The 12395-nt window shown below is 37.4% G+C and carries 18 protein-coding genes; 12 read left to right on the plus strand and 6 right to left on the minus strand.

Going from position 1 to position 12395, the window contains the following annotated elements; genetic code table 11:
- The first annotated feature begins 12 nt into the window (after nt 1-12).
- On the plus strand, nt 13-1185 hold the full coding sequence (locus tag QNH29_RS08530) for a GNAT family N-acetyltransferase (RefSeq protein ID WP_283864376.1): 1173 nt from the start codon (nt 13-15) through the stop codon (nt 1183-1185).
- A gap of 53 nt (nt 1186-1238) precedes the next feature.
- Here the strand turns inward: QNH29_RS08530 and QNH29_RS08535 are convergent, their stop codons facing one another.
- Nucleotides 1239-1598 carry a YugN family protein gene (locus QNH29_RS08535; RefSeq protein WP_283864377.1) on the minus strand — a complete coding sequence of 120 codons (360 nt, stop codon included), beginning with the start codon at nt 1596-1598 and terminating at the stop codon, nt 1239-1241.
- Between the two features lie 188 nt (nt 1599-1786).
- On the opposite strand from QNH29_RS08535, the gene QNH29_RS08540 reads away from it, so the two are divergent.
- Complete coding sequence (locus tag QNH29_RS08540) at nt 1787-2221, plus strand: CBS domain-containing protein (RefSeq protein WP_283864378.1); 435 nt, start codon at nt 1787-1789, stop codon at nt 2219-2221.
- Nucleotides 2222-2616: 395 nt separating this feature from the next.
- On the plus strand, nt 2617-3651 hold the full coding sequence (locus QNH29_RS08545) for a CAP domain-containing protein (RefSeq protein ID WP_283864379.1): 1035 nt from the start codon (nt 2617-2619) through the stop codon (nt 3649-3651).
- 34 nt (nt 3652-3685) lie between these two features.
- On the opposite strand, the gene QNH29_RS08550 is transcribed toward QNH29_RS08545, so the two are convergent.
- Nucleotides 3686-4051: a hypothetical protein gene (locus QNH29_RS08550; RefSeq protein ID WP_283864380.1), complete on the minus strand. Its 366-nt coding sequence runs from the start codon at nt 4049-4051 to the stop codon at nt 3686-3688.
- 17 nt (nt 4052-4068) lie between these two features.
- Nucleotides 4069-4557 carry a PaaI family thioesterase gene (locus tag QNH29_RS08555; protein ID WP_283864381.1) on the minus strand — a complete coding sequence of 163 codons (489 nt, stop codon included), beginning with the start codon at nt 4555-4557 and terminating at the stop codon, nt 4069-4071.
- 138 nt (nt 4558-4695) lie between these two features.
- Between QNH29_RS08555 and QNH29_RS08560 the strand changes: the two genes are divergently transcribed.
- From QNH29_RS08560 to QNH29_RS08575, 4 genes are all read left to right on the plus strand, one after another.
- Nucleotides 4696-5091, plus strand: coding sequence for a YlbD family protein (locus QNH29_RS08560; protein ID WP_283864382.1), 396 nt, complete (start codon nt 4696-4698; stop codon nt 5089-5091).
- Between the two features lie 18 nt (nt 5092-5109).
- Nucleotides 5110-5349 carry a YlbE-like family protein gene (locus QNH29_RS08565; RefSeq protein WP_283864383.1) on the plus strand — a complete coding sequence of 80 codons (240 nt, stop codon included), beginning with the start codon at nt 5110-5112 and terminating at the stop codon, nt 5347-5349.
- A gap of 100 nt (nt 5350-5449) precedes the next feature.
- A complete protein-coding gene (locus QNH29_RS08570; protein WP_283864384.1) occupies nt 5450-5836 on the plus strand; it encodes a hypothetical protein in 387 nt (128 codons plus the stop codon).
- 60 nt (nt 5837-5896) lie between these two features.
- Complete coding sequence (locus QNH29_RS08575) at nt 5897-6340, plus strand: YlbF/YmcA family competence regulator (RefSeq protein ID WP_283864385.1); 444 nt, start codon at nt 5897-5899, stop codon at nt 6338-6340.
- Nucleotides 6341-6356: 16 nt separating this feature from the next.
- On the opposite strand, the gene QNH29_RS08580 is transcribed toward QNH29_RS08575, so the two are convergent.
- Entirely contained in the window at nt 6357-6725 is a 369-nt protein-coding gene (locus tag QNH29_RS08580) for a hypothetical protein (protein ID WP_283864386.1), read from the minus strand.
- Between the two features lie 80 nt (nt 6726-6805).
- Between QNH29_RS08580 and QNH29_RS08585 the strand changes: the two genes are divergently transcribed.
- Nucleotides 6806-7081: a YlbG family protein gene (locus tag QNH29_RS08585; RefSeq protein WP_283864387.1), complete on the plus strand. Its 276-nt coding sequence runs from the start codon at nt 6806-6808 to the stop codon at nt 7079-7081.
- Between the two features lie 210 nt (nt 7082-7291).
- On the opposite strand, the gene QNH29_RS08590 is transcribed toward QNH29_RS08585, so the two are convergent.
- Nucleotides 7292-7681, minus strand: a complete 390-nt coding sequence (locus QNH29_RS08590) for a DUF7147 family protein (protein ID WP_283864388.1) — start codon at nt 7679-7681, stop codon at nt 7292-7294.
- A gap of 367 nt (nt 7682-8048) precedes the next feature.
- Between QNH29_RS08590 and rsmD the strand changes: the two genes are divergently transcribed.
- A complete protein-coding gene (gene rsmD, locus QNH29_RS08595; protein ID WP_283864389.1) occupies nt 8049-8609 on the plus strand; it encodes a 16S rRNA (guanine(966)-N(2))-methyltransferase RsmD in 561 nt (186 codons plus the stop codon).
- A 12-nt stretch (nt 8610-8621) separates the two neighbouring features.
- Entirely contained in the window at nt 8622-9104 is a 483-nt protein-coding gene (gene coaD / locus QNH29_RS08600) for a pantetheine-phosphate adenylyltransferase (RefSeq protein WP_283864390.1), read from the plus strand.
- A 44-nt stretch (nt 9105-9148) separates the two neighbouring features.
- Here coaD and ylbJ read toward each other — a convergent pair whose 3' ends face one another.
- A complete protein-coding gene (ylbJ, locus tag QNH29_RS08605; protein WP_283864391.1) occupies nt 9149-10366 on the minus strand; it encodes a sporulation integral membrane protein YlbJ in 1218 nt (405 codons plus the stop codon).
- Nucleotides 10367-10580: 214 nt separating this feature from the next.
- On the opposite strand from ylbJ, the gene QNH29_RS08610 reads away from it, so the two are divergent.
- Nucleotides 10581-11360 (plus strand): patatin-like phospholipase family protein, encoded by a 780-nt coding sequence (locus QNH29_RS08610; protein ID WP_283864392.1) that lies wholly within the window; start codon nt 10581-10583, stop codon nt 11358-11360.
- Nucleotides 11361-11366: 6 nt separating this feature from the next.
- Nucleotides 11367-12386, plus strand: a complete 1020-nt coding sequence (locus QNH29_RS08615) for a SepM family pheromone-processing serine protease (protein ID WP_283864393.1) — start codon at nt 11367-11369, stop codon at nt 12384-12386.
- Nucleotides 12387-12395 lie beyond the last annotated feature (9 nt).

The raw sequence follows: 12395 nt of genomic DNA on the forward strand, positions 1-12395 counted from the left end.
GAGTGAAATACGATGGAAATTAAAGAACTTACTGAAAAAGATTATACTGAATCAATGAAGCTTTCAATGTATGCGTTTCAATATAAAATACCTGAAGACAGCATTGCTTCAAGATTAGAAATGTTGAAGCGCCACACAATAATAGGAGCGTGGGAGAATGATAATCTTGCTGCAAAGCTGCATATTATTCCCTTCCATATTTACTTGAATGATCAAGAGTGGAAAATGGGTGGAGTTGCAGGGGTAGCTACTTACCCTGAATTTAGAAGAAACGGATATGTCAAAAGGTTAATCAGAGAAGCACTAGAAACAATGCGCAAAGAAGAGCAAATTGTTTCACTGTTGCATCCCTTTAATATCGGGTTTTATCGAAAATTTGGGTGGGATATATTTACCGAGAACAAAATGATTCTTATTGAGAAGAAGGATCTTAAATTTCTAAAAGATCAACCTGGTTCTATTATAAGGTTTCAAAAGGAGAGTCATAACCCGGACATTGAAACTGTTTATGCTCAGTTTAGTAAAAATTATATAGGTATGCTTGTACGTGATTTAACCTGGTGGAAGAATAATATATATGATGATAGCCAGGCTGCCGTATACTACGATAATAGTGGTGAGGCGAAGGGATATATCTTATTTGAAGTAAAAGAACGAAAAATGGACATTCAAGAGTTTATAACGTTAGACAACGAGGCAAGAGCTGGTTTGTGGAATTTTATTTGTCAACACGACTCTATGGTTGATCAAGTCAGCATTCTAACTTCTAATCATGAGGTATTACCTTTTATCCTGCCGCAGCCAAAAGTCAAAACAGAGGTCACACCATACTTTATGGCACGAATTGTCGATGCAGAGCAATGCTTGCAAAAGTACAAGTTTAATGATGGTAATGGCAAGGTTTTCATTCATCTGGAGGATGAATATGCACCTTGGAACAATGGAAGTTATTTGATTGGTAGTGGGGAAGTTAAGGTGTTTAAAGAAAAACAGGGCAGCAGTTGTATACAGCCTCCTCAAAGAGGGGTAAGGATGGATGTTAATTCTTTAACAGCATTACTATTTGGCTACAAGCGGCCTATGGAATTACTTGAATTAGGGTACATAAACGGGTCAGAATCAGAGATTGCCGCATTAGAAAAACTATTCCCGCATTCCAAGCCATTTTTTTATGACTTTTTCTAGAAAAGCTGGATAAATAAAAATGACGCATGAATATTTTTCATGCGTCGTTTTGCTTATAAAGCGAATTTTTCAACTTCGTTTTTTACATCATCAAGAATTTTTTTGCACTGATTCACGAGTGATGCTGGGAAGTTTTCACCTTCACCGTATTCCACTCCATGAGGATAATAATGTTTTCCTAATAACGGCGGCAATAACTGTATGACTGCCTTATTGGTATCAACAGCCCCTTCGATCGCATAACCGCGAACACGTAAGTAAAATACGCCTTCTTTTAACTCAAACTTACGGTCATATGTAACACGCTCGTAATCCCACTGACCTTCACGGACTAAACCGTAATCAAGCATAACATCATCTAAACGGTTTAAATCAGCTTTTAACTTGTCTAAGCCAGTATTCTCGAATTTCATATCGTAGTCCCTCCTAGAAACATGCCTAACCCCTTTGTTATTTACTTAATAGGATAGCAAATTAATTCAATTTAATAATAGTTGAAAATGTTTAAACTTGCAATGAATACATTATCGAATAAATCAATCCTTTTTGGTAAACATAAGTAAATGTTAAGAATAATTTAAACGCAATTGGGGGCGAAGATGTGGAAAAGATTCGTGATATTATGACAGACCAAGTAGAATGCTGTACATTGTTGGATAATGTTTTTGAAGTGGCAGTCAAAATGAAAGAATTAAATGTTGGAGCCATTCCTATTGTTGATAAAGATAGACTTGTCGGAATGATTACTGATCGTGACATCGTTGTAAGAGGGGTTGCAGAAAAACACCCTGGTTCAACAAAAGTAGAGGACATAATGAGCGACAAACTTATCACTATCTCTGCTGACGCGTCAACAAAAGAAGCAGCAAATCTAATGGCAGAACATCAAATCCGCCGACTTCCAGTAGTAGAAGGAGACAAGCTAATTGGAATTGTTTCTTTAGGCGATTTTGCAATAAGAAAAATGACTGACGACCAAGCAAAAGAAGCTCTTACTGAAATCTCAGAACAAAATTATAATGGAGTACAACATTAAACAATGAAAACAGATACATCAACTGGTGTATCTGTTTTTTTTATATAGGCTGTGTTAAAGCTAAATATTGATTTTGCACCCTGTTGATTGGAGCGGAAGGCACGAAGACTCCTGCGGGAGTACGGGGCTGGGGAGACCCCACAGGCGCTTAAGCGCCGAGGAGGCTCCCCGGCACGCCCGCGGAAAGCGAAGTGCCTGGAGTGGAAATCAACCGGCCTTTTTAACACAGCCTTTACATAAATATTATTTTTCTGATAAGTTTAATAATCTCTATTACTAACAAAGTTAATGGTGATATAATTAAAAATAACATAATAATTTATGAAGAAAAGTAATAGAGAGGGTGAATACAACTGCGTACTCTCTTCAGAATTCTCATCCTAGCGTCTATTTTCGTGACGATTGGTTTTTATGCTAGTATAAATGAAAATGACGAAAATGAAGTATTAATAACTGATGAACATACGTTAGAAATAAATGAATCATTATATCAAAATCAGGAAAACGGTGCCCAAGAGAAAACGACAGCTGAACGTCCAACAAAAGGTATGGGTTCCCTTATTGGTCAAGATCTTGCTTTTCTAAAAAATATATTAGGTGAACCACAGAGAATAGATGAATCTTTGTATGGTTACCAATGGTATATATATAATCTCGATTACTCTCGTTATGTACAGGTGGGGGTAGAAAATAATCAAGTAGTAACTGTGTATGCAATAGGGGAGGATGTGGATGTTTCTCCTTTTAAAATTGGACAGCCAATTGAGGAAGTATTTAATACGCAGTTTATCGAAACAAATATAGATATTGATTATAAGGGGAGTTCTTACCGTTTTGAATTGAATGACACAGATTTAAATATTCGGCCATTAATACAGTTGGGTGATGTTTACGTTCAACTATATATCGATAAATTTACCGGAAGCCTTTCAAGTGTCCGATTTTTGAATGATGTAACGTTAATAAAACAACGGCCATACGAACTGGGATATACTGGGGAATTAATCGAGGTAGAAGAACCTACAGAAGATGTGTGGCGATTAATTGAGGAAGGGACAGAAAAGGAAATACTTGATATTACCAATGTGATGCGGCTAAGGCATAATGTTAAAACGCTCCAATGGGACCAAGAAACTTCAGAAGTCGCCTATAACCACAGCAAGGATATGTCAGACAGCAACGAGTTCTCCCATACTTCTAAGAAATTTGGAAGTCTTTCCGATAGACTAGAGGCAGCGAACGTTGCTTATAAGTCTGCAGGTGAGAACATTGCCGCTAATTACCCGGATGGACCCGCAGTAGCAGAAGGATGGTTAAATAGTAAGGGGCATCGGGAGTCGTTACTAAACGAGGAATTTACCCATTTAGGTGTTGGTGTATATCAAAAATATTATACACAAAACTTTATCCGAAAAACGGATGATCAATAGTTATAAAGCTAAAAGGTGACAAGTAGTCACCTTTTTACTTTTGAGGATGTAAAATTTGGTATTCATTAAAGTGAAAAAAATTCCCTTCCCAACTGCCGTATATTCGTATTACTTCGCCAATCGAGAAGGTATCTATCTCAATATTGCTTTTTATAGGAATTATTTTTTTTGCCTTAATTAATTTCGTTTCTGTTAGCAATGTAAGTTCATAGACCAGTATATATCGATGATAATAAAAGCGTTGTTTCTCAAGGCTAATACTTTTAATTTCACCTGTAGCCACTGCTTCTTTTTTTGTTTCAGCTAATGCCAGCCATTTACGGTCATTTAATTTCATTTCTTTTTTTGTTATCCAGTAGAAGTAAAGACAAATTATAGGTATTACAACTGCGGTAACCATTATGTGCCTTCTCTCACTTATTTTTTGATGATAAAAAATGTGCCTGTTGCATGTGCAATTTTTCTTCCATCAGAACGGAAAGCTTCTCCTGATATAACTACTGTTTTATTTCCATGATGAATGATTTCCGCTTTACACTTTAGCGTATCACCTATTCCAGGGGCTATGTAATGGATATTCAACTGATTCGTAACTGCGCCATAACCTTCTGGGAGAATGGCATGTATGGCTGTTCCCATAACAGTGTCTAGGAGTGTGGCAGTAATACCCCCGTGTACAATTCCTAAGGCGTTATTCCAAACTGGATTTAATGGTACCGTGATTTCACAAATTTTCTTCTCCTGATCTATTTTCCTTTCCAAATGGAGAAGACCATCAATAAATTGTGGAAGATTATGATCTATTTTCTTTTCAAATCCTTTTAGCACATGGGCAAGAGCGCTTAATTCCTCTTCCGATCCTTTTTCAATACAATTATTTAATAATTGCTGTAATGTTTCTTTCATAAAGTAATCCCTCTCTCATTTCATTCTGAAGACATCTTACCATAAAAAAACAATTTTCACAGTAAGCAGCATTTTCACCAATCTGAATTAAAAAACATATGGTATAGGGGGCATTGATATGGGCAGGAGTGAAGAAATATGCAAAAAAATTTACATCCTTCCGTGATAAAGTTTAAAGAATTTGTGAAAAATCATCCGTCTTTAATTAAGGAAGTACGAAATGGAAATACGACTTGGCAGGAGTTATATGAAGACTGGTATCTGCTTGGGGAAGAGGATAGCCGCTGGGAAAACAGCAGGGGCGAGCAAAGTCTCAATGATAAAAAGGCAGATGAGAAAAAAGGAGACTGGATTTCAACGATCCTAGGGACCGTACAAAAAATGGACCCTGATCAAATTCAGCATTATATAAATAATTTAAGTCAAGCTCTAGGAGCCATACAAGGCGTAATATCCCAATTTCAAGGCAGTCAGCCAAGGCAGAACAAACCAAAAGCAGAACACAAACATCCTTTTTCATTTCGTAAAGACTAATAGAAGGGAAATTTTCTCATGAGAAGAGATGTACACGAATATCTAAATCGTCAAAAAGAACTAAAAAAATTTATACGTGAACAGCCGATTTGGTACCGAAAGCTTTCAAGAAATCCCTATGAATTGCAGAAGTTAGAAATTGCTTCGCTGCACTATTATAAAAAAACAATCCCTCATCGAGTTGAAAAATTTACAAATAATGTCCAAATGGCGTCGATGATGTTTTATATGCTCCAGTCAATGAAAGACCAGAGTTGAAGGTTAGACCACAATGCGATGTGGTCTTTTTTTTTGTAGAACAGAGTATGGAGTAAAAAGAATAAAGGAGGCGAACAATACAATTAAAGGAGTGATCATTTTGAAAAGGTACATAGAATTAACGATTCTATCTATATTCTTAGTAGGTATCCTTTCAGGGTTCCAACAGTCAACTGTTTTACCTAAGGTTAGTGAGTATTCAGATAAGGCTCCATCGTTATATGTTCAATCCCAAACCAAAGGAAATAATGTATTTGTAGAGTGTATTTTATCTGGAATTAGTTTTCGGCAATCGGACCAACAAGGCAGAAAGACAGGCAAGCTTATAATTTGGCTGAATGGAAAAAAAACAAAAGAAGTAAACTCAGCTGCATTTATTATTAAAGGTCTGCCTCCTGGTGAACATACTGTTAAGCTTGAGGTGGTTGACTTAAAAAACGTACCGTACGGAGTTTCAAAGGAATTCTTGGTAAATATCCCTAAGTGACAGTTTATTTCACTTTCTCCATCTATTCATGTTAAAATGTGAATGGAGGTGTGGGCGTACATGCTTGCAACATCAGAAAGAATAGAACTTTTAGTATATGCTGAGCAATTAGCTCAAATGGTATTAGAATCGGATATTGTAGAACAATATCAAATTTGTTTATATAAAATGCAAAACAATAGGTCGACACAAGAAAAGATTAATCGTTTTGTAAAAATTAAAGAGCTTTATGAAGAGGTACAGCGCTTTGGCAAATACCATCCAGACTACAAAAGGGTAATGAGCCAAATTCGCGAATACAAACGGGAAATGGATTTAGATCCCCATGTGGCTGAATTCAAATTAGCTGAAAATGACCTGCAAAGTTTGTTGGATGAAATAAGTATGTTAGTTGGCGGTGCTGTTTCCAAGCATATTAAGGTGCCTTCTGGAAATCCTTTTTTTGATACAGGTTCTCACGGCTCAGGCTGTGGCGGCGGCGGGAGCTGCAGCTGTTCCGCCTAAAGAGATCGGCTTAATGTTACGTTAAGCCGATTTTTCTTAACCTTGTGCAATCAACACATAAGTTCCCACAGCAGAACATTTTTTCTTGAGGTACATAAAATCGGTGACGATATACTAAAAGTACATCATCTTGACGTACAAATATGGTTTCACTGTGCAATCGGTAACCTTTCATTGCAGAAGCAGAACATTTTTTGATGATAGCCTCAAGAGTATGCTGCGATAATTCAGGGGTAATGTTAATATATAAAAATGGAATACCTGCTACTTTTCTCCAATAAACACTCGTAACGCCTTTATTTAAGGTAAGTTTCTTCATAAACTGTTCCCAAACGGGCTCTAAATCCATTTCAATCACCGTGTTTTCGATTAAATTTTGAATCATCAGTAAAGTTTGAATTGAAAAAGAGTGTTTTACTATGCTAGACTTATAAAAATGATGGTTTATTGAAGGAGAAAATAAGTATGTTCGTACAAAGACAAGGATTGGTTATTTGGCTCTACTCCTTAAAGCAAGCAAAGATGTTAAGACGTTTTGGGAATGTTCATTACGTTTCGAAAAAATTAAAGTATGTTGTACTATATTGTAATCAAGACGAACTTGAATTGATTATGGAAAAAATCAATTCCTTTTCATTTGTTAAGAAAGTAGAACCATCATATAAACCGTTCTTAAAGATGGAATTCGAAAATGCAGCACCAGATAAAGCCAAAGAATATGATTATAAAATGGGAATATAAAAAGCTTCTGTGCCTGGCACAGAAGCTTTTCTTTATGTCTAGCTCCAGCGTCTAGAGGCTCTCAGGTCTAAGCCAATCCGTCAAGAAGGTTAAAGAGCAACCTTCTCGCCGGCTCGTCTTATGCCTGTCGCCTCTGGGCACCAAGGGAAGCTCCTTTGAGTATACCTCGCAGGAACAAGCTGTGCTTGTTCCGAGACGCTTCTGCTTTTCTTAATGCAGAGGTTTTATATAATGATTTAATCTCAGGATTGCAATCAAATGCTGATAGTACAATTCTTTTTCATGGAAATTAGTCGAAGGTTTAACTGTCAGCTGAATAATTTCCTTCCCTAGCTCCTCTGCAGTCTGTTGAAACAAATCATATCTTTTATTTGGATTGAAGTTAGGATTTGGGATACCTTCACGGCAGATATAAAGTGCCTGAAATTTTCCGGGATCTGTGAGCTGCAGCACGACTGCTAAAGAAGTCACCTGCTTTTCATTTTTAACGGTGTGGAAAGCCATCATATGGAGAAGACGGTGCTGGTTTGCCTTCGCTAGTTCTAGCAGCTCATATAAATCTGAATAACCTTCACCCAGCTCAATAAATCGTTGTATCAAATATAACTCTCCTTTGTCTTAAGATCTCATTCCCATACTTTACTATATTATCGGATATAATGCTTAACTAAAAGAAAAAAACCCTGCAGATTTACATCTGCAGGGTCCTTCTACATCCTCATAAAGGATAGAAGGCAAAGGGAGAGGAGAAACCGGAGGAAGAACTTATGGGGAAACGTAAGTCTTCTCCGCGGTTGGCAACAACATCCTCGAATTGATGTTGTTAGTTACATTATCCCCACAACTTACAAGCTTATACGTATTTAAAATAATTTTTCAGAAATAAATCAACAAGTTGGCTAGAGTATTTAAGGTATGATAGGATATTCTTAAAAATAGAATACTGGAAAAATTGTGGTGATAACTATTGAGAGTTGTTTCAGGTGTTTGTAAAGGAAGGCCATTAAAAGCTGTTCCAGGAAATACTACTAGACCAACAACGGATAAAGTAAAAGAAGCGTTATTTAATATGATTGGCCCTTATTTTGACGGCGGGATGGGTCTAGACCTTTTTGCTGGCAGCGGTGGTTTAGGACTGGAAGCTCTAAGCAGAGGGTTAGATAAAGTCATTTTTGTCGACCGTGATGTTAAGGCAATTCAAACCATTTATGAAAATATCCAAAACTGTAAGATGGAGGATAAGGCAGAGGTTTATCGAAATGACGCAGATAGAGCGTTAAAGGCCCTTATAAAAAGGGAAGTTTTTTTTGATTACATATTTTTAGATCCGCCTTATAAAAAGCAGCAGCTGCTCAGTCTAATGGAAAAAATATCAGAAAATGGGCTGCTAACAGACGGTGGATACATTATTTGCGAACACAGTCATGATGTTGAATTGCCGGCAAGAGCAGGGAAGTTTTCACAGTATAAGCATGAAAAATATGGAATCATTGCGATAACAATTTATTCGCAATTTAGTGAGGAATAGGGGGAGTCTGTTGTGGCTAGTATTGCGGTTTGTCCTGGGAGTTTTGATCCAATCACATATGGACATTTAGATATAATCAGAAGAGGCGCAAAGGTTTTTGATAAGGTCTATGTGAGCGTTATGAATAATTCATCCAAAAACCCGCTTTTTAGTGTCGAGGAGCGGATAAAGCTAATAAAAGAAGTGACAAAGGATCTTTCAAATGTGACGGTAGATGAACATTCTGGACTTCTTGTGGATTATGCTAAGTCAGTTAAGGCGAATGCCATCATTCGCGGCTTACGCGCGGTCTCAGACTTTGAATATGAAATGCAAATAACATCTATGAATAGGGTACTAAATGACGAAATTGAGACCTTCTTTATCATGACAAACAGCCAATATTCATTTTTAAGCTCTAGTATTGTTAAAGAAGTATCAAAGTACAATGGAAATATTTCAGAGCTTGTACCACCCATTGTTGAACAGGCCTTACATAGAAAATTTAATCGATAAAAAATAGCAAAAAGCCTTGGCAGACCAGGGCTTTTTTTCTTCTGCTAATAACTTTTGCGCAACTGACGATAGAGTAAGAATACATATATCATAAGTGAACTAATGGTTATCAGCGGGCCTAATTCCGTTAATTTATGAAAATAAATTTGCGGCCAAGTACCTTCACCAAAAAGGTTCACGGGGATTGCATTAGACGGCTGTTCATCTTGATAAAACCGGACATAAATTGGTTTCCATAAAAGTAAAGCAAAGAAGCTGGCGAATAAACCTTGGGCAATTCTTGCGAAAAAGAACGGTTTAAATCGTATGTCCGTCTGTGCAAGAATACTAGCAACCTGCGCTTGAACACTAAATCCGCTAAATCCTAAAATAAAGCTCGTTACAATGGCCTGCTGAAGCAATGTAGCGTCACCAACGCGGCTTGTTAAATCGCTCCCAAGTGTAATTTCGAATAAACCAGAAATAAATGGAATACTGAGCATGTCAGGCAGTGAAAGGGCAGAAAATAAAATGTCAAACCCTCTCGCAAGTGCAGCAGTAATATGTAAATGAAACAGCAGCTTGTTGATTACTGAAAATAAAATAATAAATCCGCCAACCATTAATAATGTTTGAATGGAAGAATTTACAGCGTCGCCAAGAAGTTTGCCAATTGGCCGCTTATCTTTAATTCTCGTTTGATGCAAGGCAGAAAAAGCAGACTTTAGAATAAATTTTTCTTGCTTGTCCTTCTTTTTATCCGGTGTTTCATTTCCGTAAAACCGCATCATTAGGCCGACACAAATATTCCCTAAATAATGGGCCAAGGCTAATATGACTCCTAATTGCGGGTTATGGAAAAAACCAACCGCTACTGCACCAAAAATAAATAAGGGGTTAGAGGAATTCGTGAAGGAAGCAAGCCTTTCTGCTTCAATTTGTGTAAGCTGCCCTTCCTGACGGAGCCTTGCGGACAGCTTAGCTCCTGCTGGAAATCCTGAAGCCATTCCCATTGCCCAAACAAACCCTCCTACTCCAGGAACTCTGAAAAGCGGCCTCATGAGCGGCTCTAATAACACCCCAATAAACTTAACAACACCAAAACCAATTAACATTTCGGATATAATAAAAAACGGCAGTAAGGACGGAAACACAATTTCCCACCACATATTAAGCCCGCGGAGAGACGCTTCAAACGACTCCTTAGGAAAAGCAATCATGGACCCAGCTAGAATAATCACTGATATAGATAAAAAGATTGTTTTTAATTTTGAATAATACAATGAATATCCTCCTTTCCGAGGGTTTTGTTATACTGTATAAATAAAAAATGTTAAAATAAGGATTACTTACAGTTTATAGATTCGACCTTGTCCCCATATAACACAAATATACTCATAGAACGCTATTTTAGACCATAAGATTCAACGAGATTTCTCCTAACAAATTGGCACAGTCATAATGCTTTTAAAGCTTATGAAAAGGGAGGGAAAAGTTTTGAAGCGTCCTAAAATAGGATTAGCGCTAGGCTCAGGCGGAGCAAGGGGGTTTGCGCATTTAGGGGTCATAAAAGTTTTGAAGGAAGCAGGTATTCCTATTGATTTAATTGCAGGAAGCAGTATGGGAGCACTTGTTGGCAGTTTTTATGGTGCAGGTATTGAAATAGACCGTTTATATAAATTATCAACTGCGTTTAAACGGAAATATTTTTTAGACTTTACCGTGCCGAAAATGGGCTTTATTGCTGGGAAACGTGTAAAGGAATTTATTAAAGTGTTTACCCACGGTAAAAATATTGAAGAATTATCCATCCCCATAGGCATCGTTGCAACTGATTTACTCACAGGTGAGAAAGTTATTTTTAAACAAGGCCCGGTGGCGGAAGCCGTGAGAGCGAGTATATCGATACCAGGAATCTTTGTACCTGAAAAGTATAATGGAAGAATCTTAGTTGATGGCGGGGTTTCAGATAGGGTTCCCGTATCGGTCGTGAAAGAAATGGGAGCTGATATTGTAATAGCTGTCGACGTTTCTAGAGTAAAGCGGAATGCAGAAATCACTTCTATTTACGATGTCATCATGCAAAGTATTGATATCATGCAAACTGAGATTATTAATTATCGTGAAATTGCTTCTGATGTTATGATTCGCCCGCCTGTAGAGGTATATAGCTCCCGAGCATTTACCAACATTGAAGAAATTATTGCATTAGGAGAAGTAGAAGCTAATAAACATTTAGATTTAATAAATAGGGTTATAAAGGAATGGAAGGGGTAGGGTGTTTTGAGAAGCAAAATATTTGTATGGTCTTCCATTATTATCGCACTAATGATGATAGCAGGGATATTTTTTTCATTACCTTATTATGTTTCAAAACCAGGTATAGCAAAAGAATTAGCACCCATCATCCAAGTTGCAGACGGTACGGAGGGAAAAGGAAGCTTTATGCTGACAACAGTGAGGATGGGGAGAGCGAATATCTATTCCTATGTTGAAGCTAAACTCTTTGATTATGTTGAACTCTACCCAGTGGAAGCGATATTACACGAAACAGAAACGCAAGATGAATATAACGCCAGGCAGCTGCATATGATGGCTGGTTCCAAGTTGAATGCCATAGAAGTGGCGTATAAAAAAGCAGGATACCCTGTTGAATACAAATACAAGGGAGTTTATGTTGTCCAGATAGTCCCTGACATGCCGGCGGAAGGAAAGTTACAATCCGGCGATCGTATCACTAAGGTAGATGGACAAGAATTTCCCTCCTCTGAAAATTTTATTGAGTATGTGGGCAAAAAAAAGAAAGGCGATCAAGTAGTTTTAACCTTCGAAAGGAAAGATAATACAGAGACGGTAAAAGTTACGGTTGAGCCCTTTAAAAATGATCCAGAGAAAATTGGTATTGGAATATCTTTAGTTGATGATAAGGACATTATTGTGAATCCTAAAGTTACAGTTAAAACGGATGAAATTGGCGGGCCTTCCGCCGGGTTGATGTTTTCACTAGAAATCTATGATCAATTAATGGAGGAGGACCTTACCAAAGGTTATAAAATCGCAGGAACAGGGACAATCGATACAAAGGGAAGTGTAGGGCCAATTGGGGGAATTGATCAAAAAATCGTTGCTGCTGACAAAGCAGGAGCGGAAATCTTCTTTGCTCCGAATGAAAAAGGAATCAAAGATTCCAATTACAACCTAGCAGTAAAGACAGCCCGTGAAATTAATTCAAAAATGAAGATTGTTCCGGTTGATGTAATAGATGACGCGATTATTTATTTAGAAAAATTACCTATGAAATAAAGAGGATGG

It is taken from the genome of Neobacillus sp. DY30 (genome assembly GCF_030123065.1).
In the GTDB taxonomy this organism is placed as follows: domain Bacteria; phylum Bacillota; class Bacilli; order Bacillales; family Cytobacillaceae; genus Neobacillus.

Excerpts from the sequence above, each read along its gene's own strand:
- QNH29_RS08530 (WP_283864376.1), top strand. The coding sequence starts at position 13 with ATGGAAATTAAAGAACTTACTGAAAAAGATTATACTGAATCAATGAAG.
- QNH29_RS08535 (WP_283864377.1), bottom strand. The coding sequence starts at position 1,598 with ATGAAATTCGAGAATACTGGCTTAGACAAGTTAAAAGCTGATTTAAAC.
- QNH29_RS08550 (WP_283864380.1), bottom strand. The coding sequence starts at position 4,051 with ATGGTTACCGCAGTTGTAATACCTATAATTTGTCTTTACTTCTACTGG.
- QNH29_RS08555 (WP_283864381.1), bottom strand. The coding sequence starts at position 4,557 with ATGAAAGAAACATTACAGCAATTATTAAATAATTGTATTGAAAAAGGA.
- QNH29_RS08560 (WP_283864382.1), top strand. The coding sequence starts at position 4,696 with ATGCAAAAAAATTTACATCCTTCCGTGATAAAGTTTAAAGAATTTGTG.
- QNH29_RS08565 (WP_283864383.1), top strand. The coding sequence starts at position 5,110 with ATGAGAAGAGATGTACACGAATATCTAAATCGTCAAAAAGAACTAAAA.
- QNH29_RS08575 (WP_283864385.1), top strand. The coding sequence starts at position 5,897 with ATGCTTGCAACATCAGAAAGAATAGAACTTTTAGTATATGCTGAGCAA.
- QNH29_RS08580 (WP_283864386.1), bottom strand. The coding sequence starts at position 6,725 with ATGATTCAAAATTTAATCGAAAACACGGTGATTGAAATGGATTTAGAG.
- QNH29_RS08585 (WP_283864387.1), top strand. The coding sequence starts at position 6,806 with ATGTTCGTACAAAGACAAGGATTGGTTATTTGGCTCTACTCCTTAAAG.